This is a genomic window from Thermocatellispora tengchongensis (assembly GCF_014202315.1).
In the GTDB taxonomy this organism is placed as follows: domain Bacteria; phylum Actinomycetota; class Actinomycetes; order Streptosporangiales; family Streptosporangiaceae; genus Thermocatellispora; species Thermocatellispora tengchongensis.
Genome location: NZ_JACHGN010000010.1, coordinates 289022 through 315602, shown reverse-complemented (window position 1 = coordinate 315602; position 26581 = coordinate 289022). Strand labels below are relative to the sequence as shown.

Genomic DNA, 26581 nt, shown 5'->3' with positions numbered 1-26581 from the left:
CGCTCCCTCCTAGATCTTCACGCTCTTGAACGCGGCCACCTGCTCGGTGATCGCCCGCTCGGTGGGCAGCCGCTCCACCGAGGACGCGCCGAAGAAGCCGACGACACCCCGCGTGCGCGCCAGCACGTACGCCGCGTCGTCCGGCTCGGCGATGGGCCCGCCGTGACACAGCACGAGGATGTCGGGGCGAACCTCGGCCGCCGCGTCGCGCATCGCCTGCACCCGCTCCACCGCCTCGTCCAGGGTCAGGGCGGTGCCCGCGCCGATGCTGCCCTTGGTGGTCAGGCCGACGTGCGGCACCAGCACGTCGGCCCCCGCCTCGGCCATGGCCCGCGCCTGGTCCGGGTCGAACACGTACGGCGCGGTGAGCAGGTCCCGCTCGGCGGCCTGGCGGATCATCTCGACCTCCAGGTCGTAGCCCATGCCGGTCTCCTCCAGGTTCTGCCGGAAGACGCCGTCGTACAGGCCGACCGTGGGGAAGTTCTGCACCCCGGAGAAGCCCATGGCGGCGAGCTGGTCCAGGAACCTGGGCATCAGCCGGAACGGGTCGGTGCCGCACACCCCGGCCAGCACCGGGGTGTCCTTGACGACCGGCAGCACCTCGCCGGCCATCTCCACCACGATCTGGTTGGCGTCGCCGTACGGCAGCAGCCCGGCCAGCGAGCCGCGCCCGGCCATCCGGTAGCGGCCGGAGTTGTAGATGATGATCAGATCGACGCCGCCCGCCTCGGCGCACTTGGCGGACAGCCCGGTGCCGGCGCCCGCGCCGATCACCGGCCTGCCCTCGGCGACGGTGCGGCGCAGCCGGTCGAGGATCTCCTGGCGGTTCATCGCGCCTCCTTGATCATCTCGTGCAGGCGTCCGGCCATGGCCCGGCCGAACTCCGGGTCGTTGATGTGCGCGTCCATCACCCGCACCTCGGCCGGTGAGCCGCGCAGGCCCTCCTCCATCGCCTCGAAGCAGGCGGCGTCGGCCTTGGGGTCGTGGAAGGCGGCGCCGGGCGAGTCGAGCGCCGACACCCCGCCGAGCGGGACGAACAGCGCCGTGGGCCCGGTGGCCGCGCGCAGCTTGGCGGCGACCCTGCGGCCCAGCTCGGCCATCTCCTCCACCGTCGTACGCATCAGCGTGACGGTGGGGTTGTGCACGTACAGGTTGCGGCCGGCGAAGGCGGCGGGGACGGTGTCGCGGGGGCCGAAGTTGACCATGTCGAGCGCCCCGGGCGCGACCACCTGCGGCACCCCGTGCCGCCCGGCGGCGGTGAGCCGTTCAGGCCCCGCGCTGAGCACCCCGCCGACCAGGTCGTCGGCCAGCTCGGTGGTGGTCAGGTCGAGCACCCCGGCGAGCATGCCGCTCTCGGCCAGCCCCTCCAGGGCCCGGCCGCCCGCGCCGGTGGCGTGGAAGACCAGCACCTCGTAGCCCAGCTCCTCCAGCCGGGCCTTGGCGGCCTCGACGGCCGGGGTGGTCACGCCGAACATGGACGCCGCGACCAGCGGCCGGTCGTCGGCGCCCTCCGGCTCGCCGGCCCGCGCCATGCCGGCGATGGCCGCCGCCGCGTTGCCCAGCACGACCCGGGACACCCGGTTGATCCCGGCGATGTCCACGACGCTGTACATCATGGTCACGTCCTTGGCCCCGACGTACGGCGTCACGTCGCCGGAGGCCATGGTGGACACGATCAGCTTGGGCACGCCGACGGGCAGGTCGCGCACCGCCCGCGCCGCGATGGACGAGCCGCCGCTGCCGCCGACCGCGAGCACGCCGTCGGCCCGGCCCTCGGCGCGCAGCCGGGCCAGCACGACCGCCGCGCCCTCGGCCATCACGGTGACGGCCGCGCCCCGGTCGCCGGCGGCGCGCAGGGCCGCGAGGTCGGCCCCGGCCGCCGCCGCCACCTCGGCGTTCGTCACGTCGGCCCGGGTACGCGGCTCGCCGGTGCCGGCGTCCACGAGCACGACCTCGCAGCCGAGCCCGGCGAGCCGGTCGCGCAGCCAGGCGTACTCGGCGCCCTTGGTGTCCAGCGTGCCGATCAGCACGACACTGGTCACGTCACGCCCCTCTCCTGGAAGACCTTCTTCGCCACGTTGATCGCGTTGATCGTCCGGGGGAACCCGGCGTACTGCACGCAGTGGATGATCGTCTCGACGATCTCCGTGGGCGAGAGGCCCACATTGAGCCCTGCTTTGATATGGCCGGTGAGTTGCGGTTCGACACCCCCCAGCGTGACCAGGGCGGCGATCGAGGCGATCTGCCGCTGCCGCAGGTCCAGGCCGGGCCGGGAGTAGATCTCGCCGAAGTTGAACTCCACGCCGTATCGGCCGATGTCGGAGCCCCAGCCGTCGAGGGCGGCGAGCAGCCGGTCGGCGGCGCCCTCGCCGTACACCTCGTCGTACTTTGCGCGTCCGCGCTCCAGGTCGCCCATCAGATCGAGTGCCCTCCGTCCTGCGGCAGGATGACCCCGGTGAGGTAGTCCGCCGAGGGCAGGCAGAAGAACACGATGCTCTCGGCCAGGTCCTCGGGGCGGCCCAGGGTGCGGGTGGGGATCTGCGCGAGCAGCCTCTCGCGCTGCTCGGGGGTGTCGCGGTCGCGGCCGGGGGTGTGCTGGGCGCCGGGGGCGATGCAGTTGACCGTGATGCCCTTCTCGGCCAGCTCGATGGCCAGGGCCTTGGTCAGGCCGATGACGCCGGCCTTGGCGGCGGCGTACGCGGTGGCGCCGCGCACCAGCCGGCCGCCGCGCACCGCCGCGATGGAGGAGATGTTCACGATCCGCCCGCCGCCGCGCTCCAGCATCGACGGCACCACGGCCCGGGTCACGTTGAACACGCTGGTCAGGTTGACGTCGGTCATCCTGCGCCAGTCCTCGGCGCTCATCTCGTGGAACCAGCGGACCATGCCGCCGCCGGCGTTGTTGACCAGGATGTCCACCCCGCCCCAGGCCGCGATGACCTCGCCGACCGCCGTCTGCGTCGCGTCGAAGCCGGTGATGTCCGCCTTGACCTCCAGCGCCTCCCGGCCCAGGGCCCGTACGGCGTCCGCGGTGGCGGCCAGGCCGTCGGGGGCGATGTCCAGGCCGGCCACGTCGCACCCCTCGCGGGCGAGGGTGCGGGCGATGGTCGCGCCCAGCGCCCCTCCCGCGCCGGTGACGATCGCCTTCTTGCCTGCCAGTCGCATGAGACCTTCCTTCACTTCCGTGCGCCCTTCACTTCAGCGCGCCCTTCACTCCAGCGCGCCCTTCACTTGAGCGCGCCCGCGGTCATGCCCTGGATGAAGTGCCGTTGCAGGACGAGGTAGACCGCGATGATCGGGATGCTCGCCAGCGTGACCCCGGAGGCGATCATGGATCGGTCCACGCTGTACTCGCCGATGAAGAACATGATCCCGGTGGAGATCGGGCGCAGGTTCTCGTCCTGCCCGTACAGCAGCGGGATCAGGAACATGTTCCAGGTGAACATGAACTGCAGCACGACCAGCGTGATCAGGCCGGGGCGGGCCAGCGGCAGCATGATCCGGGTGAACACCCGCCACTCCCCCGCGCCGTCGATGCGGGCGGCGTTGCCGATCTCCTGCGGCAGGCCGCGGAAGAAGGCCCGCATCAGGAACACGCCGAAGGCCAGGCCGAGCGCGACGCTGGGCACGATCACGCCCCAGTACGTGCCCAGCAGGTCCAGGTCGCGGATCAGGTAGTACTGCGGGATCATGATCGACTGGAACGGGACCATGATGCCGAGCAGGAACGCGCCGAAGATCAGCCGCTCGCCGGGCGGGCGGCGGGCGCCCAGGGCGTACCCGGCCAGGCAGGAGAACGCGGTGACCAGCGGCACGACGAACACGGCGTACAGCACCGAGTTGCCGATGTAGGTGCCGAACCTGCCGGTCGTCCACGCCTCGGCCAGATTGCCCCACATCAGCTCGCCGGGCACGCCGAACGGGTCGGCGTTGATCTCGGCGGTGCTCTTGAGCGCGGAGAACCAGATCCACACGAACGGCATCAGGAACAGCACGGCGAACAGGATGAGCAGCAGGTAGCGGGCGCCCTGCACGGTCAGCCCCATGACCCGCCGCGGCGCGATGTCTCGTTTCACAGGCTGATCCGCTCCCGTTCCCGCACTCGCACCACGGCCACCGAGACGATCAGCGAGATCACGGTGAGGACCAGGGACAGGGTGGCGCCGTAGCCGACCTCGTTCTCCATGAACGCCTTCTGGTAGGTGTAGGTGGCGATGAGCTGGGTGGAGTCGTCCGGGCCGCCCTTCGTCATGATCCACACGTGGTCGAACGCCTGGAAGCCGTGGGTGAGCAGCAGCACCGTGACCAGCGTGATCGCGTTGGCGAGCTGGGGCACCACGACGTTGCGGAAGCGCTGCCAGGCGTTGGCGCCGTCCACCCGGGCGGCGTCGATCAGGTCGGTGTCCACGTTCTGCAGCGCGGCGGTGAAGATGACGAACGCCAGGCCGATCTGCGCCCACACGGCCGCGGCCAGCACGGCGTACAGGGCGAGATCGGGGTCGCCGAGCCAGCCCCGCGCCCAGGACTCCAGGCCGACGGCTTCCAGCGCGCGGTTCAGGATGCCGAAGGCCGGGTTGTAGATCCAGCTCCACACGATGCCGACGATGACCGCGGGGAGCACCTGCGGCATGAAGTACAGGGTGCGGAAGGCGGTGAAGCCGCGCGGCCTGGACCACACCAGCATGGCCAGCAGCATGGCCACGGCCATGGTGGCGGCGGTGCCGAGCACCACCCACACCACGTTGTGGCCCAGGGAGCGCCAGAACAGCTCGTCGCCGAGCATCCGCTCGAAGTTGGCCAGGCCGACGAACTCCTTCTCCGGCTGGGCGCCGTCCCAGCTCGTCAGGCTGAGGAAGACCGACTCGGCCAGCGGATACAGGATGAACACCGCGTACAGGGCGCCGGCGGGCAGCAGGAACGCGTAGGAGATGCCGTGGCCGCGCCGGGGCCGCCGGCCGGGCGGGCCGGTCGCGGCGCGGCGGGCGGCCCTCGGCCGCGTACGGGGAACCGTCACGGTCATGAGGTCAGGCCCGCCTCCCACGCCTTCTGCAGCTCCTCGGCCTGCTTCTCCGGCGTCTTGTCGCCCGCCACCACGGCCTGGAAGCCGCTGGTCATGGCCTTGAGGAAGCCGGGCGAGGCCAGGCCGTGGTTGACGGCGTAGCCGATGTTGGTCTTGGCGTCGCCGCCGCCGGTCTGCGCGGCCTCCATGGCCAGCTTGAGCAGCGGGCTGAGGTTCCAGCCGGAGGCGTCGAACGGCACCGGCGGGAAGATCTTCGCCTCCTCCACCCACGGCCGGAGCTGCGCGGGCTGGTAGAGGAAGTCCAGGAACGCCGCCGCCTCCTCGGCGTGCGGGCTCTTGGCCGAGATGTGGTACGCCGAGCCCGACCCGGCCGGGTAGACCCGCGCGCCGCCGCCGATCGACGGCATGGCCATGATGCCGATCTCCTGGCCCGGCATGTCCTTCTCGATGGTGCCGACCGCCCAGGTGCCGTTGAGGTTCATCAGCGCCTTGCCGGCCAGGAACAGCGACTGCGCGTCCGGCCCGCCCAGGGAGTTGAGGTCCTTGATGAACCCGCCCGCCTTGACCAGGTCCACGAAGAACAGCTTGATCGCCTCGACCATCTCGGGGGTGTTCCAGCTCCCCTTGTTGTCGAAGATCAGCTCACCCATGGCCTGGGCGCCGTTGACGTTGTTGGCCATCATCGAGAAGGCCCACCAGCACGGGTAGACGTCCGCCTGCCCGTACGCGATCGGGGTGTAGCCCTTCTTGGTCGCCGCGGCGGCGAAGGTCAGCAGGTCGTCGAAGGTCTCGGGCACGGTCAGCCCGGCCTTGTCGATCAGGGTCTTGTTGTAGAACAGGACCGTGTTCTCCGACTCGTTGGGCAGGCCGTAGAGCTTGCCGTCCAGCGACGCCTCGCGCACCGCGAACGGCGTGAGCCGGTCCAGCCAGCCGTACTTCGCGGCCACGTCGTCCAGCGGCCGGATCAGCCCGGCCTCGGCGAGCACGCCCGCGTTGCCCAGGCCGACCTGGTAGTAGATGACGTCCGGGCCGGTGCCGGAGGCGAGCGCGGTCTTGCCGACCGTGGTCATCTGGTCGCCGTTCTGCGCGTTGCGCACGATCGTGGCGTTCCTGTACGCGTCGTAGATCTTCTTGACGGTCTCGTTCTGCGGGGACGTGGTGAACTGGTCCCACACCTTCAGCGTCGTCCCGCCCGAGCCCCCCGTGGTCGCCGTGCCCGTGTCGGAGCGGCCCCAGCCGCAGGAGGCCAGCGTCGCCGTCGCGGCGGCGGCGCCGCCCAGTCGCAGGAAGTCGCGGCGTGAGGGAGTGTTCATGATGTCGTCCTCTCGGTCACAGCGGGGGGTTCGTTCGCGGCCCAGGGGGCCGTGAAGCGGTAGCGGCCGGACGCCACCGCGCACACCAGCGCTCCATCTCCCTGTCCGGCGTGGCCGAGCACGGTCACGTGCCCGCACTCCCCGATCGGCCGCGCCGACTCGGCCACCCGGCCCGGATCGCTGGTCGGTATCCGCACCGTCGCCTCGGCGCCGGGCGGGATGAGGACGTCGAGCGTGATCGTCGCGCCGGTCACCGACCACGCGGACTCCACCCGTCCGCGCGCGGTCTCCTGTACGGCGGACGCCCGCGTCAGCCTGCCGCCGGGACGCGGCGCGAGGGTCAGCTTCTCGTAGGCCACGGAGTCCGGCTCCTGGCCGATCCCGGCGACTCCTCCGTACAGCCACTCGCCGACGGCGCCGAGGCTGTAGTGGTTGAAGGAGTTCATGTTCGGCGACTGGAAGCCCCGCTCGGGGGTCCAGCCGTCCCAGCGCTCCCAGATCGTGGTGGCGCCCTGCTTGACGCTGAACAGCCAGCCCGGGAACCCCTCCTGGTGCAGCAGCGCGTACGCCAGGTCGGCGCGGCCGATCCGGGTGAGCACCGGGCACAGCAGCGAGACCCCGATGAAGCCGGTGGTCAGGTGATCGCCGTTCTTCTCCACGTCGCGGGCCAGGTGCGCGGCGGCGGCGTCGCGCAGGTGCTCCGGGAGCAGGCCGAACTCCAGCGCGAGCAGGTAGCAGGTCTGGGTGTCGCCCTCGATCCGCCCGTCCTCGGTGACGAACTCGCGGGCGAAGGCGGCGCGCACGGCCGCGGCCAGCTCCTCGTGCCGGGCGGCGTCCTCGTGCTCGCCGAGCACCCGCGCCGCCCGGCCGGTCAGCTCGGCGGAGCGGGCGAAGTAGGCGGTGGCCAGCACCTCGCGCGGGGTCTCCGCGCCGATCTGCAGCCAGTCGCCGTAGTGCCGCCCGGTACGGCGGCGCCAGATGAGGTCGGGGTTGTGCCTGCGGATGTGGTCCACCCAGCGCGTCATGGCCGGGTAGCAGCGGCGCAGCACCCGGTCGTCGCCGTAGAGCCGGTACAGCGTCCAGGGGATGATCACGCCCGCGTCGCCCCAGGCCGGCGCGCCCTCGCGGGTCAGGCAGACCAGCGGGGCCACGTCGGGGAACGCGCCGTCGGCGTCCTGGCCGGCGAGCACGTCCTCCATCCAGTTGGCGAAGAACGCGGCCACGTCGGCGCCCCGGGCGGCGGTGGGCAGGAACACCTGCGCGTCGGCCAGCCAGCCCAGCCGCTCGTCCCGCTGCGGGCAGTCGGTGGGGACCGACAGGAAGTTGCCCCGCTGCCCCCAGCGAATGTTCTCGTGCAGCCGGTTCACCATGGCGTCGTCACAGGTGAACTCGCCGGTCCAGGGCGTGTCGCTGTGCATGGCCCGGCCGGTGACCTCCACGTCGTCCCAGCCGGCCACCTCGACGTACCGGAAGCCGTGGAAGGTGAAGGCCGGCTCGTAGACCTCCTCGGGCTCGCCGGCGCACACGTACACGTCGGTGGCCTCGGCCCGGCGCAGGTTGGCCAGGTAGAGGCGGCCGTCCTGGTCCAGCATCTCGGCGTGGCGCAGCCGTATCCGGGTGCCGCGGGCCGCGCCGCGCACGGTCAGGCGCACCCGGCCGACCATGTTCTGCCCCAGGTCGGCGATCAGGTGGCCGTCGGGGCCGCGCCAGGTGCGTTCCGCGGGCAGGTCGGCGAGCACGCGTACGGGCTGGGCGCGGGCCGCCGTCAGCAGCGACGTGTCGCCGCCGGTGACCGCGGCCGGGGTCCAGGCGGAGTCGTCGAACCCGGGCAGGTCCCAGCCGTCGCGGCGCTCCCGGGCGTCGTGGTACTCGCCCATCAGCAGGTCGGAGTAGCGCAGCGTGCCGCGCGACTCGCGCCAGGCGCCGTCGGTGACGATCACCTCGCCGGAGCCGTCGTCGTGGTCCACGTGGAGCTGGGCCAGGAAGGCGGGGGCGTCGCCGTAGAGCTTGCCGGCGCGGCGCGGGTCGAAGCCCACGAACCCGCTCCACCACCCGTCGGCGAGCACCACGGCCAGCACGTTCTCGCCCTCGCGGAGCAGGCCGGTCACGTCGTGGGCGTGGTACGGGATGCGGTGGCGGTAGTCGGTCCAGCCGGGCTGGAGCTCGGCGTCGGTGACCGCGACCCCGTTGACGTACAGGCGGTAGACGCCCTGCGCGGAGGCGTAGATCCGGGCGCGCTCCGGGCGGCGGGCCAGGCCGAAGGAGCGGCGCAGGTGGGGGCAGTAGGAGAGCCTGCGCGTGTTCGCGGTCAGGTCGTCGTCCACCGGCGGGTCGAACACCGGCAGCACGGTCTCGTCCACGCCGATCCACGAGGCGCGCCAGCCGCCCATGAGCCCGGTCTCGAACCACGACTCGGCGCGGCCGGCGGGCTCCTCGGCGTCGTCCCAGACCTCGGCCGACCACGTGTACCTGGTGCGGGGCCGCAGCGGCTCGCCCGCGTAGCCGGCCCGCTGCCGCGCCGACTCCACCCTGCCGGTGTCCCAGGCCACCCGGCCGCCCTCGTCGCGCACCACCACCCGGTACGCCCGCTGCCGCGCCCCCCGCGCGCCGGAGCGCAGCCGCCAGGCGAGCCGGGGGGCGGGCTCGTCGAGGCCGAGGGGTTCGGTGAGGAGTTCGCAGGACAGACCGTACGGAAGCAGTTCCCGCATGGGTCGGATCACTTCCCTTCGAGGGGATCGCGACCGGCCGAAACGTTTTAAGGGCCGTCTCCGGCGGGACGTTTCCACCGGGGTGCGCCGACGTTACTTCGACGTTGCCGAAGTGGTCAACCGGTTGACCAATTTCTGGGCGCGGCTTATCGTCGCTGCTCATGGAGTACGCGCTGCTGGGCCCGAGCGGGGTCCGGGTGTCCCGGCTGTGCCTGGGCACCTCCCTGTTCGGCGTGGCGCCCGAGCCCGCCGAGGCCGTGAAGCTGGTGCACGCGGCGCTCGACCACGGCGTCAACTTCGTGGACACCGCCGACTCCTACGGCGACCTGCCGCACTTCGACCGGCCCGGCGTGCCGCCGCACCACGAGCGCGAGTCGGCCGAGGAGATCCTGGGCCGGGCGCTGCGCGGACGGCGCGAGCAGGTGGTGCTGTCCACCAAGGCGATGGAGCCGGTCGGGCCGGGCCCCAACGACCGCGGGCTGTCGCGGCGGCACCTGATGGCCCAGCTCGACCGGAGCCTGCGCCGCCTCGGCACCGACCACGTGGACCTCTTCCACGCCCACCACCCCGACCCGGACACGCCGCTGGACCAGACCCTGGCCGCGTTCGACGACATGATCAGGCAGGGCAAGGTCAGGTACGCGGCGCTGTCCACGTACCCGGCCTGGCAGGTCACCCACGCGCTGTGGATCTGCGCCGAGCGCCGCCTGCACGCCCCGGTCGCGGTGCAGACGCGCTACAACCTCTTCGACCGCACCCCCGAGCAGGAGCTGATCCCCGCCTGCCGCCGCTTCGGCCTGTCGCTGACCGCCTTCAGCCCGCTCGGCGGCGGCCTGCTGGCCGGCCCCGCCAAGGAGTACAGCGGCGAGCGCCGCTGGGGCGGCGGCGGCTTCACCGCGCCGCAGCTCGGCGTGGCCGCCGCGCTGCGGTCCCACGCCGCCGAGTGGGGCCTGCCGCCCGCGCACCTCGCGCTGGCCTGGGTGCTGTCCCGCCCGACGGTCGCCTCGGCAATCATCGGCCCCGAGAGCGTGGCGGAGCTGCTGGACGCGCTGCCCGCGGCCGGGCTCCGGCTCGAACCGGCCCAGCTCGCCGCGCTGACCGCGATCGAGTCCTACCCCAAGACCGCCGACCAGATGATCGCGAAACGGAGATCCGCCCATGGGTGAGCCCTTCCGCGTCGGGCTGACGCGCGACTTCCTGAACGCCGAAGGGCGCATCGGCTGGGGTGACATCGGCCTGGCCGCGCTCGACGAGGCCGAGGGGGTCGAGTGGGACTTCCTGCCCGACGCCGGCACCGGCGAGATCCCGCCCGGGGCGGTGGCCGGCTATGACGCGCTGCTGGTGCTGCTGCCCCGGGTCACCGCGGAGACCCTGCGCGGGGCCGACCGGCTGCGCCTGGTGGCCAGGTTCGGCGTCGGCTACGACAACGTGGACGTCGCCGCGTGCACCGAGGCCGGCGTCGTGGTGACCATCACCCCCGACGGCGTACGCGGCCCGGTCGCGGTCTCGGCGCTGACCATGCTGCTCGCCGTGGCGCACAAGGTACGGCAGAAGGACGCCCTGGTCCGCACCGGCCGCTGGCACGACAAGCTGGACCACATGGGCGTGGGCCCGGCGGGCAAGACGCTGGGCCTGGTCGGCTGGGGCAACATCGGCCGCGAGGTCACCCGGCTGTGCGCGCCGCTGGGCATGCGGCAGCTCGCCGCCGACCCGTACGCCGACGCCGCCGCGGCCACCGCCGCCGGCGTCGGGCTGGTGGACCTGGACACCCTGCTCGCCGAGTCGGACTTCGTGGTGGTCACCTGCGCGCTCACCCCCGAGACGCACCACCTGCTGGACGCCGTCCGGATCGCCCGCATGAAGCCGGCCGCGTACCTGGTGAACGTGGCGCGCGGACCGATCGTGGACCAGAAGGCGCTGACCGCCGCGCTGGCGGAGCGGGCCATCGCGGGCGCGGCGCTGGACGTGTTCGAGACCGAGCCGCCCGACCCGGCCGACCCGCTGCTCGCGCTGGACAACGTCCTGCTCGCGCCGCACGCCATCGCCTGGACCGACGAGCTGGCGCTCGGCAACGGGCGCAGCGCGATCGCGGCCGTGCTCGACGTGGCCGCCGGGCGCGCGCCCGCCCACCCCGTCAACCCCGCCGCCCTGGACCACCCCAGGTTCCGATCGATGAGAAAGGCCGCGCATTGACCACTTCCAGCACGCCCATCAAGCAGGCCCTCGGCGCGGGCGAACTCGTGCTCGGCACGTTCGTGTTCGAGTTCGCCACGCTGGGCATCGGCAGGCTCGCGGCGGGCGCCGGCGCCCAGTTCGTGATCTACGACGCCGAGCACACCGGATGGGGGTGGGAGACGCTGGCCTCGCTGGTCGCGACCACCCGGCCCACGGGCGCGGAGCCGTACATCCGCATCCCGGTCGCCGAGCGCAGCGCGGTCTCCCGGGCCCTGGACACCGGGGCCCGCGGGATCATGGTCCCGATGGTGGAGTCCGCGGCGCAGGCGGAGCAGATCGTGCGCTGGGCGAAGTACCCTCCCGACGGCGTGCGCGGGGCGGCCTTCGGCGTCGCGCACGACGACTACGCGGCCGGCGACAACGTCGCCTACATGCGCGAGACGAACGCCAACACGCTGGTGATCACTCAGATCGAGACGGCCGGGGGCCTCGCGGACGTCGAGGAGATCGCGGCCGTGGACGGCGTGGACGTGCTGTGGGTCGGCCACTTCGACCTGACCAACAGCATGGGGATACCGGGCAGGTTCGACCACCCTGACTACCTGGCCGCGCTGGACCGGGTGGCCGAGGCCGCGCGGGCGCACGGCAAGGCGGCCGGGTTCATGGCCGGCGGCGTGCCCGAGGCGGAGATGCTGATCAAGCGGGGGTTCTCGATCCTGGCCTACGGCGGCGACCTGTGGGTCTACCAGGCCGCGCTGCGGTCGGGGCTGAGCGAGGTACGCGGCCTTGGCTGACCTCGCCGGCGCCCGGGGGCGGCTGGTCGATCACGTGGACCACGTCGCCATCGCGGTGCACGACGCCGACAAGGCGATGACCTTCTACACCGAGCGGCTCGGCCTGACCCTGATCGGCGACGAGGAGGCCGAGGAGCCGGGCGTGCGGCTGGCCTACCTCGACGGCGGCAACGTCATGATCCAGCTCGTGCAGCCGCTGCGCGAGGGGCCGGTCGCCCGGTTCATGCGCGAGCACGGCGAGGGCCTGCACCACGTCTGCTTCAACGTGCCGCGCATCGAGGAGGTGCTGGCCGCGCTGCCCGGCGAGGCCGACGCCCGGATCTTCATGGGCGGGCGGGGCCGCCGCGCCTGCTTCCTGCTCCAGGAGCCGAACGGCGTGCGCGTGGAACTGACGGAGAAAGACCCCATCCGATGAGGCTCGGCCCGAGGGTGGTCGTCCTGGACGACGACCCGACCGGCACCCAGGCCGCCGCCGGCGTGACCGTCCTGCTGGACCCGCTGGCCCCGCCGCCGCCCGGCGACGGGCCGTACTACGTGCTGACCAACACCCGGGCCATGGCCGAGCCCGAGGCCGTCGCCCTGCTGGGCGAGATCCGCGCCCGGCACGGCGAGGCCGAGTACGTCCTGCGCGGCGACTCCACGCTGCGCGGGCACGTGTTCGCCGAGTCCGACGCGTTCGGGGCGCGGGAGGGCGTGCTGCTGTTCGCCCCCGCGTTCCCGGCGGGCGGGCGCACCACGGTGGGCGGGGTGCACTACGTGGACGTGGACGGCCGCCGCCTGGTGGCCGCCGACACCGAGTTCGCCGCCGACCCGGTCTTCGGCTACACCGCCAGGACCATGGTGGAGTGGGTGCGCGAGGTGGGCGGGCGCGAGGCGGTCTCGGTCCCGCTGGCCCGGCTGGGCGCGCTCGCGGACGTCCTGGGCGAGGCGGCGCCGGCGACGGTCGTGGTGCCCGACGCCGAGAGCGACGACGACCTGCGTACGATCTCGGCCGGGCTCGACCTGGCCCGGCGCGGCGGCGCGCGCGTGGTGCTGCGCTGCGCGGCCCCGCTGGCCGCGATCCGGGCGGACCGCCTGGCCACGGGCCTGCTCACCGGCGACATGAGCGCGCCGGGCCCGGCGCTGATCGTGTGCGGCTCGCACACCGAGGCGTCCGGGCGCCAGCTCGCCGAGGTCGCCGCCCGCACCGGCGCGCCGGTGCGTACGCTGTCGGCGGAGGCCGCGCAGACCGGCCCCGGCGCCGAGGGCGAACGCCTCGCCGCCCTGCTGGACCGCGACCTCGATCACGGAGGGATCGCGATCCTGGCCACCGAGCGGGTGCGCCGCGCCGAGCACGGTAGCCTTCAGCACGGCGCGCGGGTGATGCGCGCGCTGTGCGGCGCGGTGGCCGGGGTCGCCGGCCGGCTCGGCGCCGTGATCGCCAAGGGGGGCATCACCTCCGCGCAAGTGGCACGCGACGGCCTCGGCGCGCAGAGTGCGGAGGTGCTGGGACCGCTACTGCCCGGCGTGGCGGTGTGGCGGGCGCGCTCCGGCGCCGGGACCGCGATCCCGTACGCCGTCGTGCCCGGCAACATCGGCGGCCCGCGCACGCTCGTGGACGTCGCACACGCCTTCGGGCTCGTCTGAGGCCCGCCGGGCCTCGCAGACTCGTCGCCAGGCCCGCCGGGCCTCGCAGAAAGGATGACGCAGTGGCAGAGTCGGCAGGCGCCGCCCGGCGCCCCGGCAGGTCCGGGACCGCCTCCATCTCGCTGGCCGCCCCCCAGCGCGAGAGCGCGGTGGTGGACATCGCCCGCCAGTTGCTCTCGCAGCTCCTGTCGGGGCACCTCGCCCCCGGCACCCGGCTGCCCTCCGAGCGGCAGCTCTCCGAGAGCCTGGGGGTGGGCCGCTCCACGATCCGCGAGGCGCTCAAGGCGCTGGACGTGCTCGGCATCATCGACGTGCGGCAGGGCGACGGGACGTACCTGAAGCAGAGCACGTCCAGCCTGCTGCCCAGCGCGATCGAGTGGGGGCTGATGCTGGGCCAGCCCCAGGTGCTCGACCTGATCGAGGCCCGCAGGCACATCGAGATCGTCATCGCCGAGCTGGCCGCCGAGCGCGCGGGCGAGGAGGTGATCGCCGAGCTGCGCCACCACCTGGAGGACATGAGGTCGGCGGCCGACAGCGTCGCCTTCGTGGAGGCCGACGTGGCCTTCCACCTGGCACTGGCCCAGGCGGCGGACAACTCGGTGCTCAACGACATCCTGGGCAGCATCCGCTCGCTGCTGCGGGTCTGGATCAGGCGGGCCATCCACGAGGCGGGCGAGACCGAGACCACGATCGCCGAGCACGCCGCCGTGCTGGAGGCGGTGGAGCGCCACTCCCCCGCCGACGCGGCGGCGGCCATGCGCGCCCACATGGACGGCGCCGGGGCGCGGCTGCAGCGATCACTGAAAGACGACTGATCGGATACTGCAAAACCGGACGATCTACCCGTACGGTGTGAATCATGCCGTTGCCGCTGAGCGTTCAGCTCTACACCGTGAGGGACCAGCTCGCCACCGACAGGGATCACACGCTGCGCCGGATCGCCGAGATCGGCTACGGCGCCGTGGAGCCGTTCGACCCGCTGACCGACCCGCAGGGGTTCCGGCGCCTCACCGACGACCTCGGGCTCACCGCGCCGATCACGCACGCGTACGCACTGCTGGACCGCGACCGCGACCCCGCCGAGGTGTTCGACGCCATCGCCGCCATCGGGGCCGGACTGGTGGTCATCCCCGGTGGCATCCCGCACGAGGAGTTCACCACCCGCGACGGCCTGTCCCGCGTCGCCGACCTGCTCGCCGAGCTCGCCGGCCGCGCGGCGCCGTACGGGATGAAGATCGGCTACCACAACCACTGGTGGGAGATCGAGCCCGAGGTCGAGGGCACGCACGCGCTGGAGGTCCTGGCCGGCCTGCTCCCGCCGGAGGTGTTCCTGGAAGTGGACACCTACTGGGCCGCCGTGGGCGGCGCCGACGTGCCGGCCCTGCTGGACCGGCTGGGCGGGCGCGTACGGGCCCTGCACGTCAAGGACGGCCCGATCGAGAAGGGCGAGCCGCACACGGCCGTCGGCGCCGGCAAGATGCCCGTCCCCGCCGTCCTGGCCGCCGCCCCCGACGCGCACCGGATCGTCGAGCTGGACACCTGCGCCGGGGACGTCTTCGAGGCCCTGGCCGCCAGCAAGGAGTACCTGTCGTCGCTGCCGGAAGCCCGGCTCACCGCATGAGCGGCGGCCCCGTGGGCGTCGGCGTCGTCGGCACCGGCGTCATCAGCGCCCAGTACCTGCGCAACCTCACCGCCTTCCCCGACGTGCGCGTCGTGGGCGTGGCCGACCTGGACCCCGAGCGCGCGGCGGCCGTGGCCGCCGAGCACGGCGTCCCGGCGGCGCCCGACGTGGCGTCGCTGCTGGCCACGCCCGAGGTGGAGATCGTGCTCAACCTCACGATCCCGGCCGCGCACGCCGCCGTGGCCACGGCCGCGCTCCAGGCGGGCAAGCACGTCTACGGCGAGAAGCCCCTGGCCCTGGACCCGGCCGAAGGCGAGAAGGTCCTGGCGGAGGCCGCCTCGCGCGGCCTGCGCGTCGGCAACGCCCCCGACACGTTCCTGGGCGCCGGCCTGCAGTCGGCGGGCCGCGCGCTACAGCAGGGCGTCATCGGCACGCCCGTCGCGGTGAGCGCGATCACCCAGGGCCCCGGCCCCGAGGGCTGGCACCCCAGCCCCGAGTTCCTCTACCAGCGCGGCGGCGGCCCCCTGTTCGACCTGGGCCCCTACTACCTCACCGCGATAACCGCCCTGCTCGGCCCGGTCTCCCGGGTCGCCGCCACCGCCCGCCGCGCCCGCGACCGCCGCGTCATCGGCTCGGGCCCCAAGGCGGGCACGTCCTTCGAGGTCGAGGTCCCCACCCACGTCACCGCCCTGCTCGACCTCGCCTCCGGCGCCGGCGTCGCGGCCACCTTCAGCTTCGACTCCGCGCTCCCCCGGCACGCCATCGAGATCATCGGCACCGAGGGCGTACTCGCCCTCCCCGACCCCAACACCTTCACCGGCCCCCTGCGCGTCCGCCACCCCGGCGACACCGAGTGGCACCCCCTCCCGGTCACAGGCCCCACCGCCGGCCGCGGCCTGGGCGTCCTGGACATGGCCCGCAACCTCCGCGCTGGCACCCCCCACCGGGCCTCCGGCACCCTGGCCCAGCACGTCCTGACGGTCATGACCGCCATCACCGACTCCGCCACCACCTCCACCTTCCTCCCCGTCCAAACCGACCTGACTCCCCCACCCCTCCTCCCGGACGACTGGACCCCCGACACCCCCACCCTCTGACCCCATCCCGACGCAGACCCCCGCGGAAATCCAGAAAACGCGGGGGCCTGCGCACACCACCGCCCCGGCGTGGGGGGCGTGTCCGCGCAACCACGCCTGCTCCGGAAAACGGAATAGGGCAGGCACCGGAACCCGCGCGCCCGCGACGCCTCCCGCCCCCGCCTCCCGTATGCGGACACACCCCTCCCCCCGTCAGCCTCCGCCCAAGGACCCGGCCTTCGCCCCTCACCCCCGCCCCCGGCCCTCGCCCTCCGGAGTCCGGCAAGTGGGGGCGTACAGTGGGGAGGTATTTGTAGAAATATAAGCAAATGGGGGATCTGGTGGGACGGCGGCGGCGGGTCCTGGTGCTGGCGATCTGTTGCACGAGCCTGTTCATCGTCGCGCTGGACAACACGATCATCAACGTGGCGCTGCCGGCCATCGCGCGCGACCTCGACGCGCCGCTGTCGGGCATGCAGTGGACGATCGACGCCTACACCCTGGTCCTGGCCTCGCTGCTGATGCTGTCGGGCTCCACCGCCGACCGGATCGGCAGGCGGCGGACCTTCCAGACCGGGCTGGTGATCTTCTCGGCCGGGTCGCTGCTGTGCAGTGTGGCGCCCAGCGTGACCTGGCTGGTGGTGTTCCGGATGGTGCAGGCCGTCGGCGGGTCGATGCTGAACCCGGTGGCGATGTCGATCATCACCAACACGTTCACCGAGCCCAGGGAGCGGGCGCGGGCGATCGGGGTCTGGGGCGGGGTCGCCGGGCTGAGCATGGCGCTCGGCCCCCTGATCGGCGGGCTGCTGGTGGAGCCGGTCGGGTGGCGGGCGATCTTCTGGATCAACGTGCCGATCGGGATCGCGGCCATCGTGCTGACCGCAGTGTTCGTGCCCGAATCCCGGGCGCCGCGCCCGCGCAGGATCGACCCGGGCGGGCAACTGCTGGTCGCGGTGCTGCTCGCCGCGCTCACCACCGGCATCATCGAAGGCCCGAACGCGGGCTGGGGCTCACCGCTGATCGTCGGCTGCTTCGCCGTCGCCGCGCTCAGCCTGATCGGCCTGGTCCTGTACGAGCCGCGCCGCGACGAGCCCCTGCTCGACCTGCGCTTCTTCCGCAGCGCGCCCTTCTCGGGGGCGGCGGCCATCGCGGTGAGCGCGTTCGCGGCACTGGGCGGCTTCCTGTTCCTGAACACCGTCTACCTGCAGACCGCACGCGGGCTCTCCCCGCTCCAGGCGGGCCTGTGCACGCTGCCGATGGCGCTGACGGCCCTGGTCACCGGCCCCCTGTCCGGACGCCTGGTGGCCGCGCGCGGCACCCGGCCGTCGCTGCTCATCGCGGGCGTCGCCTACACCGCGGCCTGCGCGATGCTGAGCTTCGTCACCCCCGCCACCCCGCTGCCCGCGCTGCTCGCGATCTACGCGGTGTTCGGCCTCGGCTTCGGCGTGGTGAACACCCCGATCACCAACACCGCCGTCTCCGGCATGCCCCGCGCCCAGGCGGGCGTCGCGGCCGGGGTGGCATCGACCAGCCGCCAGATCGGGCAGTCGCTGGGCGTGGCCATCGCCGGCTCGGTGGTGGCCTCCAGCCTGACCGGCTCGCTCGGGGCCGGCTTCACCGACGCCGCCCGCGCGGGCTGGTGGATACTCTCCGGTTGCGGCGTGGTGATCCTCTCCGTCGGCCTGCTGACGAGCGGCCGGTGGGCCCGGCGCACGGCGTCCCGGGTCGCGGAGATCTTCGAGCGCGACGAGGCGAAGGCCGGGGTGCGATGAGCGAGGAGCGAGCCGAGCGGGTGTGGCGGGGGCTGCGGTCGCTGGTCCTGGAACGGCACGAGCGCCGCCGCGAGGTCTGCGACGCGCTCGGCATGAGCTTCATCCGCGTCAAGGCGCTGCGCAGCCTGGCCGCCTCCCCCAAGACGATGCGCGAACTGGCGGCCGACCTGCTCATCGACGCCCCGTACGCGACCCTGGTCGTGGACGACCTGGTACGCCGCGGCCTGGCCAGGCGCGAGGTCCACCCGGAGGACCGCCGCAGCCGCATCGTCCGCGTCACCCCCGAGGGCACCGAAGCCGCCGCCAGGGCCGACTCCATCCTCAGCGCCCCACCCCCGCCCCTGCTGTCCCTCCCCCCGGAGGACCTGGACACCCTGGACCGCATCGTGGCCAGGCTGCTGAGCGGCTGACGAGCACCGCCATCCGGGGTCGTCCCTGGTCAACAACGTGAAGGTCGTCAAGCCCCGTCAGGCGAGTAGGCTGACCGCGGTCGCCCGCGACGGTGAAGGAGCCGCTCATGACCACCGACCCGACGTTGACCCGGATCGGCCAGGCAGTGGAGTTGCATCACCACCAGGGCCGGCGTGAAGCAGCACGCGACCTGTTCGCCCAGATCTGGGACGACATCGGCGGCGAGCAAGGCGACCCGCTGCATGTCTGCGTCCTCGCCCACTCGATGGCCGACGTGCAAGACGACGTCCACCAGGAGCTGATGTGGGATCTGCGAGCACTCGCCGCCGCTGATCTGATCACCGATGAGCGGGTGGCCCAAGCCGGGGTGACGCTCTCGGTGGCCGGCCTGTATCCGTCGTTGCACCTCAACCTGAGCGAGTGCTATCGCAAGCTGGGCGATCTCGACCGCGCCCGCGAGCACCTCCAACGGGCGCGGGCCGAGATCGGCGCACTCGGCGACGACGAGTACGGGCGGCTCATCAGGGGTGGCCTGGAGCGGCTGGCCGAACAGTTGGGTGACACCACCTGACCGCGAGCCCGGGCTTGGGCGGCGCGTACAAGTCCGCCCGCAGCATCCGGCCGATCAGCGGCCGGAACGGGTCCAGCCGGAGCGTCCAGCCCATGGCACGAGCACAGCATGCCGCGCAGACCGGGGGCGTCCCGGGTCGGCTCGCAGGCGTGCACGCGTCCGGCGGCGTGCTGCGCGTGTCTTCGCCCCCGGCCAGATGATTCGATGGCACGCGCAAGGTCTGCGCCATACCCTGACGGTGACGAGACCCCAGGAGGGCAGAGCCATGTCCGACGAGCGGGCGCGGCGCATAGGGGAGAACGTGCGGGCGACGCGCCGGGCGAGGGGGGTAAGCCTGGACGCGCTGGCCGGGCTCGTGGGCCGGTCGAAGGGCTGGCTCAGCAAGATCGAGAACGGTAGGGCGCGGCTCGAACGGCGGTCCGACATCGCCGCCCTCGCCGAAGCCCTCCAGGTCTCCGCCGACCACCTGCTCGGCGGCCCCGCCCCCGAAGTCCGCTTCGAACGCCGCCGCTACAACCTCGTGCCCCTCCAGCGCGTCCTCATGGACGCCTCTCCCACCGACCCGCTCGACGTACACGCCCGGCCCGTCGATTCGCTGCGCGCCGACCTCACCGATGCCGACACCGCGCTGCGCCGCGCCGACTACGACACCGTGCTCCGGCTCCTCCCCGGCGTGATCGGCGAACTGTGCGTCCACGCCGCCACCGGCGCCGAGCCGGCGCGCAGCGAGGCGCTGAAGCTGCTCGTACTGGCCTGCGGCTCGGATGGGACGTGCACCCTGCGCCACCTCGGCGAGACGAATCTCGCCTTCATCAGCGGCGAACGCGCCCAGCAGGCCGCCGACCTCCTCGGCGATCCCATCTGGCGGGGGGCCGCCGCGTACGGCCGAGCACACGCGCGCAGCTCGGTGAACAAGCCCAGGCCGTTGATGACCGCCCCGAAGGTCGCCGACGAGGTCGAGCGGCACATCGGCGACGACCCGTTCGCCCACCAGGTGCACGGCATGCTGCGCCTGAGCGCCGCCCTGGCCCGGGAGATCGAAGGCGACCACGGGGGGGCGGCCGACCAGGCCCGCGAGGCGGCCCGGCTCGCCGCGCCCTTGGGAGACGATCCCAACGCCTTCGAGCTGTTCGGCGTGGCCAACGTCGGCGTGTGGCGGACCTCCCTCGCCGTCGAGGCAGGCGAACCGGGTCAGGCGCTCCGCTACGCCGAGCAGGTCGACCCGCGCGCCCTGGCCTCCGACAACCGGCGGGCCGCCCTCCGGATCGAGAAGGCGCGAGCCCACGCCATGCTCGGCCGAGACGCCGACGCCGTACGCGAGCTGCGCCAGGCCGAACGGCTCTCCCCGGCCCAGACCCACAGCAACGCGCTGACCCGCGAACTCGTCGCCGACATGCTCCGACGCACCGGCGGGCGCGACCTGCGCGGCCTCGCCTGGCGGATGAACCTGATCTGAGCACCTGGGTTTCCGAACGGAAACCCCTATCCACCGCCTCACCCTACGTTGTGCGCCATGCGACAGAACGTGACCACGGGGTGGGAGGTTCACACGACGGCCGGCCGGCATCGAGACGTCAGGGTCCACATGCCCAGGTTGGACGACCCGGGCCTGTTCGTGTGCGACGTCCACGACGGACGCGGCCGGACGATCTCCGGCGTGACCCGTGACCAGGCCGAAGCAGTCGAGTTCACCTCTGACACGCTCGCCGGCATGCCCTCTGGCGCGACCGCCCTGATCCGGAAGGCCTGGCCCGACCCGTCCGGGGGTGCCACCTACACCTACGGGCCCACCGTGTGGGAGCGGCGCACCCGAGCGAACGGCGAGGCCCCGATACCCGGTGAGACCAGGTCCGGCGGCACAGACGGCGGCAGCCCCGATGCCTGGTGAGGCGCGGCCCGGCGGCCCGGCCCGTCACCGCCGCGGGGCCCGGGCCGCAGCGCCCTCGCCACCTCGGTCCCATCGTGCGCCGCTGACCTGCCAAGAGGCCCTGTACCTGCACCTCATCTCGGTCACCTGGCCGGACTGGATCATCACGCCTGGCCCGGCATGGTGGGCGGTACGCCGCGACCCGCTTCCCCCACGCCATCGGGACGCGGGACTGCGGCCGGTCATCGGCCGGGCGGGCGCTGTGGAACTGGTGCTGGAACTGCGCGCGGAGGACCGCACCGCCAGGCGGATGGCCGCCGGTGTCTGAACCCTGGTCGCCGCAGCAGCCCCACCGCCGCGGCGGCCGGGCAGCGAGCGGGCTGGCAAGCGGTCGGCTCGTCACGGTCTGGGTGAGGTGCTGGCCGAACCCTGGCTTATGGCGCGTCCCTGCCTGACCGGCATCCGCTGCTCTCCCTTGCCGCCCGGTGCGCCGCATCTCGTTCCTCCCCGGCCGCCGACTCCCGGTTCTGTTGGGCGGTCAAGAAAGGGCGGGCGATCGCGGGGGTCGGGTGGGCGACAGCGGGGAGCCACGAGGGGCTTGCCCCTCGTGACCGGGGGTTTGGGGGGCTGTGCCCCCCGATGGGCACTGCCCGGCTTGCGCGAAGCGCCGGGCGCGCGAAGCGCCGGAGGACCTTTCCGCCCGCTCCGGTTCGCCCGCTCCGGGTTCGGCCGCTCCTGGGATCAGGCGCGCAGGCGGCGGGAGACCTCTCTCATCACTTCGAAGGTCACGTCGGTCGCCAGGCCGAGTACGCGTAGCACTGCCAGCTTGATCAGGCGTTCCAGCTCGTACTCGTCCTTCTGCCGCACCGCGCGGGCCAGCTCGCGACGGTAGTCCGCGTCCTGCTGCCGCCGCAGCTCGACCGCGCGGATGATGTCGTCGGTGCTCAGCACGGTCACTCCTCACCTCGTGCGGGCGGACCAGCGGTAGATCACCAATGTGGAGGGATATCCTTGCAGCGACCTTGCGGGGGCCGGGGTGACGCATGTTTCGTCGAGCTGCATGGCGGTGCACGTGACCGACGTCGAGATCCGGGTGCTGGGCGGCGTTGACGTCGTCGTCGCCGGAGAGCCCCAGCGCTTCCCGCCGCAGGAGGCGAAGGTGCTCGCGGTCCTGGTGGCCTCGGGGCGGCATCCGGTGCGCCGTGACGCGCTGATCTCCTGGGTGCTCGACGACGACGTGCGCAGCGACAACGACCGGCTCTCGCCGGTGATCTCGCGGTTGCGCAAGAAGCTCGCCGCGGCGGGGCTCGCGCTGACCTCGGCGAAGGAGGCCGGGGAGTACCTGCTGCGCGGGCAGGACGGCGGCGACCTGACCGAGACGGTGGACGCCTACCGGTTCGAGGCGCGCATGCGGGAGGGCCGGGAGGCGGTGGCGGCGGGCGAGCCGGAGCGGGCGGTCGCGGCCTTTCGCCGGGCGGCGGCCGACTGGCGCGGGGCGCCGTTCTCGGGGCGCGGCCTGGCGCTGCCGTGGGTGTGCGACCGGTTCGCGGAGAGCCTGGAGCGGCAGCGGGCGGAGCTGGTGCGCGGGACGGCGCAGATCGCGCTGCGGCTCGGGGCGTACGACGTGGCGTCCTTCCTCCGGGAAGGGGCTGTGGCCGACGGCCACGAGGACGGCGAGGCCGTGTGGCTGATGCGGTTCCTGCTCACGCTGCGCGATGAGGGCCCGGCCGCCGCCGAGGCCGCGATCGGGGCCCGGCGGGCCGCGACCGGGTACGACGACCTGGTCAAGCGGGCGTTCGACCTGCTGGTCCTGCACGACCACGGCTTCGACGTGCACCGCTCGCTGAGCCGTCCCGTGGCGCGGCCGGGCCGGGGCAGCCCGGCGGTGACGGTGGGCCGCCGCCGCGAGCTGGCGGCCGTGGAGGCGCTGGTCGGGCGGGTGGCCGACGGCGCTCCGGCCGCGCTGACGGTCCGGGGCGTGGCCGGGGTCGGCAAGACCCGGCTGGTGGAGGAGCTGGGCCGGGTCGCGACCGCGCGGCGGGTGGGCGTGGCCGTGGTGACCTGCCAGAAGCTGGGCGACCTGCAGCCGTGGCGGGTGCTCATCGGCGCGCTGTGGGCGCAGTCGCGGCGTGACGTCGCCAACGGGATCAGCCCGCTGAGCCCGGCCGAGGAGCGTACGCTGGTCGACTTCGTCTCCGCCGCCGATGACGGCTCGCTGGCCCGGCCGGGGCGCGAGCGCGACCCGCGGCGGCTGGCCTCGCTGTTCCGCACGCTGCTGCGGCAGGCGGCCAAGGGCGGCGGGCTGGTCGTGGTCTTCGACGACGCCCACCTGCTCAGCCCGCTGGCCCGCGACCTGCTCAACGACGTACGCGCCGGGCTGGGCGACCTGCCGGTCGGGTTCGTGCTGGCGGGGCTGCCCGGCGCCGAGCCGGAGGCGGGCGGCGGCACCGGCCAGGCGCTCACGCTCGCCCCGCTCGACACCGCGGAGGTCGGGCAGTGGCTGGAGCAGGTGTGGCGCCGGGAGCCGACCGAGCGGGAGGTGTCGGAGGTGCACTCCGGCACGGGCGGGCTGCCGCTGACGCTGTGCGAGGTCACCGAGTCGGACGGCACGCTGACCGTCCCGGCCGGCCCGGTCGCCGCGGAGCAGCCCGACTGGCTGCTGCCCTGGCTGGCCGCCGCCGCGATCACCAGCACCGGCCAGGACATCGACACCGCGTTGGTGGCGCGGGTGCTGGGCATCGGCACCGAGGAGGCCGACCGGCTGCAGGGGGCGGCGGTGGCCGCCCGCGCGGTCGAGGCCGGCGACGGCGTACGGTTCCGGCACGACGCCTGGCGCGAGAAGGTGCTGGCCGACCTGGCCGAGCGGCCCGCGCTGGCCAGGAGGCTGCACCAGGGCGCCTTCGAGGTGCTGGACGCCGAGCTGCGCTCGTCCGACTGGGTGGATCCGGCGCTGCCGGTGCGGGTGGCCCGGCACGCGCGGGCGGCCGGGGCCGAGCTGCCCGAGACGGTGGTGGCGCGGGCCTGCCTGGAGGCCGCGCGGGCCGAGCAGCGCGGCTTCGGCACCAAGGCCGCCATCGGCTGGGCCGAGGACGGGCTGCGGCTGCGCTGCGACGCCGAGACCCGGGTCGGCCTGCTGATCACGCTGGGCGACGCGACCAACGACGCCGGCGAGATGAGCGCGGCGGGCGAGCACTACATGCGCGCCTACGAGGCGGCGGCCGGCCTGCCGCGTTTCCGCGCCGCCGCCGCGATCCAGCTCGCGCGCCGCTGGTCCGATCCCGGCCAGGTGGACCACCAGCTCCTGCACGTGCTGCGCAGCAGCCTGGACGCCCTGGCCGGCGACGACGGCGAGGAGGCCGTCGCGCTGCGGCTGCAGCTCAGCGCGCATCTGGCGCAGAAGTCCACGATGGCGGTCAGCCGCGACACCGCCGAGAGCGGCGGCGAGCGCCACTCGGGGGCCGACCTGGCCCGGCTCACGCTGCGCGAGCTGCGCTCGGAGTTCTCCCCGGCGGTGCGGTGCGAGGTGCTCAACCACTGCCGCTGGGCGTTGTACGACGACGCTCCGCCGCAGGAGCTGCTGGAGATCGCCGAGCAGCTCCACGACGCGGCGATCCAGGCCCGCTCGGCGTACTTCCGCAGCGAGGCCCTGGTCGCGCTGGCCATCGACCTGGTGCGGCTCGGCCGGATCAACAGCGCCGTGGCCACGGTGGAGAAGCACCGGGCGCACATCGCGCAGAACCCGCGCCCGCTGGGCGTGTGGCTGCAGAACGCGCTGGACACGCTGCTGGACCTGTGGCTGGGCCGCTTCGCCGCCGCCGAGGAGCGGATCATGGGCGACGCGCTGCGCGAGGTGGAGAAGTTCGAGGCCGGCATGGCGGTGCCCGCCGACACGCTGCGCCAGACCTGGATGGGGCAGTACTACTGGCTGCTGCGCGAGCAGGGCCGCCTGGAGGAGCTGTTCGCGTCCGGCGCGGTGGAGGCGGTGGAGCGGCACGCGTACTTCCCGATCTGGCGGGCCGGGCTGGTGCTGGCCTGCTGCGAGACCGGGCGGCACGGCGACGCGGTGGACCGGCTGGCCGCCCTGGTGGAGGACACCGACGACTTCGCGGCGCTGCCGCCGTACGGGTGGACGGTGGCGACGCTGTCGGTGCTGGCGGAGTCGGTGGCGATCCTGGACCGGGTGAAGGCCGACGGCATCGACCTGGCCCGGGTCGGGGCCCGGCTGCGGGGGCTGCTGGCCCCGCACGAGGACGGCGTGGTGCTGGCGGGCTGGCCCGCGGTGCTGATGGGCCCGGCGGCCCGGTTCACCGGCACGCTGGCGCTGCAGGCCGGGGAGCCGGATGAGGCGCTGCGGCTGTTCGGCAAGTCGGTCAAGATCGTGGGGGCGGCCCCGGCGCAGCTCGCCCGGCTGCGGGTGGACCAGGCGCGGGCGCTGCTCGCGCGCTCGGCCCACGGCGACGGGGCCGAGGCCGGCGGGCTGCTGCGCCGGGCGCTGTCGAGCGCGGAGAACCTGGGCATGGCCCGGCTCGCCGGGGAGGCCCGCGCGCTCCTGACTACAGTGCCGTAATAATTCGACAACCGCGCGCAAGCGGTTGCAGGACGCTCTACCCGGGCCGGCGGGCCGGCGCGGTGGAGGCGCGCACCACCAGCTCGGGCTCGAACAGCAGCTCGTCGGCCGGGACGACGGCCTTGTCGATCTGCGCCACCAGCAGCTCGACGGCCGCGCGGCCCATGGCGTCGATGGGCTGGCGGACGGTGGTCAGCGGCGGATCGGTGCAGTTCATCAGCGCCGAGTCGTCGAAGCCGATCACCGAGACGTCGGCGGGCACGCTCATGCCGGCGCGGCGGGCGGCCCGGATCGCGCCCAGGGCGAGCAGGTCGCTGGCGCACACGATGCCGGTGGCGCCGCGGCGCACCAGGCGGGTGGCGGCGGCGTGGCCGCCCTCCAGCGAGAACATGGTCCGCTCGACCAGCGCGTCCTCCAGGGTGACGCCCAGGGCGCGGGCGCGGGCCGAGAACGCCTCCAGCTTGCGGGCCGACGGCACGTGGTCGGACGGCCCGAGCACCATGCCGATCCGCTCGTGGCCGAGCGCGACGAGGTGCCCCAGGGCCATCTCGGCGGCCACGGCGTCGTCGCAGGAGACCTGGGGGAAGCCGAGCGCCTCGACGGCCGCGTTCACCAGCACCGTCGGCAGGCCGCGCTCGCGCAGCCGCTCGTAGTGGGCGTGCGAGGCGTCGGCCTGGGCGTACAGGCCGCCGGCGAACACCACGCCGGAGACCTGCTGGGCCAGCAGCAGCTCGACGTAGTCGGCCTCGGAGACCCCGCCCACGGTGCGCGTGCACAGCACCGAGGTGAACCCCTGCTGCGCCAGCGCGCCGCCCACGACCTCGGCGAACGCGGGGAATATCGGGTTGCCCAGCTCGGGCAGCACCAGGCCGACCAGCCGGGCCCGGTCACCGCGGAGCTGGGTCGGCCGCTCGTAGCCCAGGACGTCCAGCGCGGTCAGCACCGCCTCGCGGGTCGCCTCGGAGACCCCGGGCTTGCCGTTGAGCACCCGGCTCACCGTCGCCTCGGAGACCCCGACCTTCTTCGCCACCTCTGCAAGCCGCCGCGTCATACCGCAAAC

24 protein-coding genes are annotated in these 26581 nt (G+C 73.6%); 14 read left to right on the top strand and 10 right to left on the bottom strand.

The genetic code is table 11. The features are described from left to right. Nucleotides 1-9 precede the first annotated feature (9 nt). From HNP84_RS24525 to HNP84_RS24490, 8 genes are all read right to left on the bottom strand, one after another. Nucleotides 10-831 (bottom strand): phosphoenolpyruvate hydrolase family protein, encoded by an 822-nt coding sequence (locus HNP84_RS24525; protein ID WP_185052223.1) that lies wholly within the window; start codon nt 829-831, stop codon nt 10-12. Further along, a complete protein-coding gene (locus tag HNP84_RS24520) occupies nt 828-2042 on the bottom strand; it encodes a Tm-1-like ATP-binding domain-containing protein (protein ID WP_185052222.1) in 1215 nt (404 codons plus the stop codon). The genes HNP84_RS24525 and HNP84_RS24520 overlap by 4 nt, the downstream gene beginning before the upstream one ends. After that, nucleotides 2039-2416 (bottom strand): carboxymuconolactone decarboxylase family protein, encoded by a 378-nt coding sequence (locus HNP84_RS24515; RefSeq protein WP_185052221.1) that lies wholly within the window; start codon nt 2414-2416, stop codon nt 2039-2041. The genes HNP84_RS24520 and HNP84_RS24515 overlap by 4 nt, the downstream gene beginning before the upstream one ends. After that, the gene (locus HNP84_RS24510) at nt 2416-3165 is read right to left on the bottom strand and encodes an SDR family NAD(P)-dependent oxidoreductase (RefSeq protein ID WP_185052220.1); all 750 of its coding nucleotides are present in this window, start codon (nt 3163-3165) and stop codon (nt 2416-2418) included. The genes HNP84_RS24515 and HNP84_RS24510 overlap by 1 nt, the downstream gene beginning before the upstream one ends. Before the next feature lie 62 nt (nt 3166-3227). Then, on the bottom strand, nt 3228-4076 hold the full coding sequence (locus tag HNP84_RS24505) for a carbohydrate ABC transporter permease (protein ID WP_185052219.1): 849 nt from the start codon (nt 4074-4076) through the stop codon (nt 3228-3230). After that, nucleotides 4073-5020 carry a carbohydrate ABC transporter permease gene (locus HNP84_RS24500; RefSeq protein WP_185052218.1) on the bottom strand — a complete coding sequence of 316 codons (948 nt, stop codon included), beginning with the start codon at nt 5018-5020 and terminating at the stop codon, nt 4073-4075. Before HNP84_RS24500 ends, HNP84_RS24505 begins: the two co-directional genes overlap by 4 nt. Next, the gene (locus HNP84_RS24495; protein WP_185052217.1) at nt 5017-6333 is read right to left on the bottom strand and encodes an ABC transporter substrate-binding protein; all 1317 of its coding nucleotides are present in this window, start codon (nt 6331-6333) and stop codon (nt 5017-5019) included. The genes HNP84_RS24500 and HNP84_RS24495 overlap by 4 nt, the downstream gene beginning before the upstream one ends. Beyond that, nucleotides 6330-9041 carry an alpha-L-rhamnosidase gene (locus HNP84_RS24490; protein ID WP_185052216.1) on the bottom strand — a complete coding sequence of 904 codons (2712 nt, stop codon included), beginning with the start codon at nt 9039-9041 and terminating at the stop codon, nt 6330-6332. Before HNP84_RS24490 ends, HNP84_RS24495 begins: the two co-directional genes overlap by 4 nt. A gap of 161 nt (nt 9042-9202) precedes the next feature. Between HNP84_RS24490 and HNP84_RS24485 the strand changes: the two genes are divergently transcribed. The 13 genes from HNP84_RS24485 to HNP84_RS24425 all read left to right on the top strand — a co-directional run bounded on the left by HNP84_RS24485 (nt 9203) and on the right by HNP84_RS24425 (nt 20975). Beyond that, entirely contained in the window at nt 9203-10207 is a 1005-nt protein-coding gene (locus tag HNP84_RS24485) for an aldo/keto reductase (RefSeq protein WP_185052215.1), read from the top strand. Beyond that, entirely contained in the window at nt 10200-11234 is a 1035-nt protein-coding gene (locus HNP84_RS24480) for a 2-hydroxyacid dehydrogenase (RefSeq protein ID WP_185052214.1), read from the top strand. Before HNP84_RS24485 ends, HNP84_RS24480 begins: the two co-directional genes overlap by 8 nt. Beyond that, nucleotides 11231-12010, top strand: a complete 780-nt coding sequence (locus HNP84_RS24475) for an HpcH/HpaI aldolase family protein (protein ID WP_185052213.1) — start codon at nt 11231-11233, stop codon at nt 12008-12010. Before HNP84_RS24480 ends, HNP84_RS24475 begins: the two co-directional genes overlap by 4 nt. Beyond that, nucleotides 12003-12425, top strand: a complete 423-nt coding sequence (locus HNP84_RS24470; RefSeq protein WP_185052212.1) for a VOC family protein — start codon at nt 12003-12005, stop codon at nt 12423-12425. Before HNP84_RS24475 ends, HNP84_RS24470 begins: the two co-directional genes overlap by 8 nt. Then, nucleotides 12422-13636 carry a four-carbon acid sugar kinase family protein gene (locus HNP84_RS24465; protein ID WP_185052211.1) on the top strand — a complete coding sequence of 405 codons (1215 nt, stop codon included), beginning with the start codon at nt 12422-12424 and terminating at the stop codon, nt 13634-13636. Before HNP84_RS24470 ends, HNP84_RS24465 begins: the two co-directional genes overlap by 4 nt. 62 nt (nt 13637-13698) lie before the next feature. Then, on the top strand, nt 13699-14451 hold the full coding sequence (locus HNP84_RS24460) for a FadR/GntR family transcriptional regulator (protein WP_185052210.1): 753 nt from the start codon (nt 13699-13701) through the stop codon (nt 14449-14451). A 44-nt stretch (nt 14452-14495) separates the two neighbouring features. Then, nucleotides 14496-15257, top strand: coding sequence for a sugar phosphate isomerase/epimerase family protein (locus HNP84_RS24455; protein WP_185052209.1), 762 nt, complete (start codon nt 14496-14498; stop codon nt 15255-15257). Then, nucleotides 15254-16354 carry a Gfo/Idh/MocA family protein gene (locus HNP84_RS24450; RefSeq protein ID WP_185052208.1) on the top strand — a complete coding sequence of 367 codons (1101 nt, stop codon included), beginning with the start codon at nt 15254-15256 and terminating at the stop codon, nt 16352-16354. Before HNP84_RS24455 ends, HNP84_RS24450 begins: the two co-directional genes overlap by 4 nt. A gap of 308 nt (nt 16355-16662) precedes the next feature. Beyond that, nucleotides 16663-18105, top strand: coding sequence for an MFS transporter (locus HNP84_RS24445; protein ID WP_185052207.1), 1443 nt, complete (start codon nt 16663-16665; stop codon nt 18103-18105). Beyond that, complete coding sequence (locus HNP84_RS24440) at nt 18102-18515, top strand: MarR family winged helix-turn-helix transcriptional regulator (RefSeq protein WP_185052206.1); 414 nt, start codon at nt 18102-18104, stop codon at nt 18513-18515. The genes HNP84_RS24445 and HNP84_RS24440 overlap by 4 nt, the downstream gene beginning before the upstream one ends. Nucleotides 18516-18622: 107 nt before the next feature. Next, nucleotides 18623-19087, top strand: a complete 465-nt coding sequence (locus HNP84_RS24435; protein WP_185052205.1) for a tetratricopeptide repeat protein — start codon at nt 18623-18625, stop codon at nt 19085-19087. 265 nt (nt 19088-19352) lie between these two features. Then, a complete protein-coding gene (locus HNP84_RS24430; RefSeq protein WP_185052204.1) occupies nt 19353-20543 on the top strand; it encodes a helix-turn-helix domain-containing protein in 1191 nt (396 codons plus the stop codon). Nucleotides 20544-20600: 57 nt separating this feature from the next. Further along, nucleotides 20601-20975 (top strand): hypothetical protein, encoded by a 375-nt coding sequence (locus HNP84_RS24425; RefSeq protein ID WP_185052203.1) that lies wholly within the window; start codon nt 20601-20603, stop codon nt 20973-20975. A gap of 720 nt (nt 20976-21695) precedes the next feature. Here HNP84_RS24425 and HNP84_RS24420 read toward each other — a convergent pair. Further along, the gene (locus tag HNP84_RS24420; RefSeq protein WP_185052202.1) at nt 21696-21905 is read right to left on the bottom strand and encodes a hypothetical protein; all 210 of its coding nucleotides are present in this window, start codon (nt 21903-21905) and stop codon (nt 21696-21698) included. A gap of 109 nt (nt 21906-22014) precedes the next feature. Here HNP84_RS24420 and HNP84_RS24415 point away from each other — a divergent pair, with 109 nt between their 5' ends. Then, nucleotides 22015-25521, top strand: a complete 3507-nt coding sequence (locus tag HNP84_RS24415) for an AAA family ATPase (RefSeq protein WP_185052201.1) — start codon at nt 22015-22017, stop codon at nt 25519-25521. A 37-nt stretch (nt 25522-25558) separates the two neighbouring features. Here HNP84_RS24415 and HNP84_RS24410 read toward each other — a convergent pair whose 3' ends face one another. Then, entirely contained in the window at nt 25559-26572 is a 1014-nt protein-coding gene (locus HNP84_RS24410; RefSeq protein ID WP_185052200.1) for a LacI family DNA-binding transcriptional regulator, read from the bottom strand. Nucleotides 26573-26581: the final 9 nt, after the last annotated feature.

Excerpts from the sequence above, each read along its gene's own strand:
- HNP84_RS24525 (WP_185052223.1), bottom strand. The coding sequence starts at position 831 with ATGAACCGCCAGGAGATCCTCGACCGGCTGCGCCGCACCGTCGCCGAG.
- HNP84_RS24515 (WP_185052221.1), bottom strand. The coding sequence starts at position 2,416 with ATGGGCGACCTGGAGCGCGGACGCGCAAAGTACGACGAGGTGTACGGC.
- HNP84_RS24510 (WP_185052220.1), bottom strand. The coding sequence starts at position 3,165 with ATGCGACTGGCAGGCAAGAAGGCGATCGTCACCGGCGCGGGAGGGGCG.
- HNP84_RS24500 (WP_185052218.1), bottom strand. The coding sequence starts at position 5,020 with ATGACCGTGACGGTTCCCCGTACGCGGCCGAGGGCCGCCCGCCGCGCC.
- HNP84_RS24495 (WP_185052217.1), bottom strand. The coding sequence starts at position 6,333 with ATGAACACTCCCTCACGCCGCGACTTCCTGCGACTGGGCGGCGCCGCC.
- HNP84_RS24490 (WP_185052216.1), bottom strand. The coding sequence starts at position 9,041 with ATGCGGGAACTGCTTCCGTACGGTCTGTCCTGCGAACTCCTCACCGAA.
- HNP84_RS24485 (WP_185052215.1), top strand. The coding sequence starts at position 9,203 with ATGGAGTACGCGCTGCTGGGCCCGAGCGGGGTCCGGGTGTCCCGGCTG.
- HNP84_RS24480 (WP_185052214.1), top strand. The coding sequence starts at position 10,200 with ATGGGTGAGCCCTTCCGCGTCGGGCTGACGCGCGACTTCCTGAACGCC.
- HNP84_RS24465 (WP_185052211.1), top strand. The coding sequence starts at position 12,422 with ATGAGGCTCGGCCCGAGGGTGGTCGTCCTGGACGACGACCCGACCGGC.
- HNP84_RS24455 (WP_185052209.1), top strand. The coding sequence starts at position 14,496 with ATGCCGTTGCCGCTGAGCGTTCAGCTCTACACCGTGAGGGACCAGCTC.
- HNP84_RS24450 (WP_185052208.1), top strand. The coding sequence starts at position 15,254 with ATGAGCGGCGGCCCCGTGGGCGTCGGCGTCGTCGGCACCGGCGTCATC.
- HNP84_RS24445 (WP_185052207.1), top strand. The coding sequence starts at position 16,663 with ATGGGGGATCTGGTGGGACGGCGGCGGCGGGTCCTGGTGCTGGCGATC.
- HNP84_RS24440 (WP_185052206.1), top strand. The coding sequence starts at position 18,102 with ATGAGCGAGGAGCGAGCCGAGCGGGTGTGGCGGGGGCTGCGGTCGCTG.
- HNP84_RS24435 (WP_185052205.1), top strand. The coding sequence starts at position 18,623 with ATGACCACCGACCCGACGTTGACCCGGATCGGCCAGGCAGTGGAGTTG.
- HNP84_RS24430 (WP_185052204.1), top strand. The coding sequence starts at position 19,353 with ATGTCCGACGAGCGGGCGCGGCGCATAGGGGAGAACGTGCGGGCGACG.
- HNP84_RS24425 (WP_185052203.1), top strand. The coding sequence starts at position 20,601 with ATGCGACAGAACGTGACCACGGGGTGGGAGGTTCACACGACGGCCGGC.
- HNP84_RS24415 (WP_185052201.1), top strand. The coding sequence starts at position 22,015 with ATGGCGGTGCACGTGACCGACGTCGAGATCCGGGTGCTGGGCGGCGTT.
- HNP84_RS24410 (WP_185052200.1), bottom strand. The coding sequence starts at position 26,572 with ATGACGCGGCGGCTTGCAGAGGTGGCGAAGAAGGTCGGGGTCTCCGAG.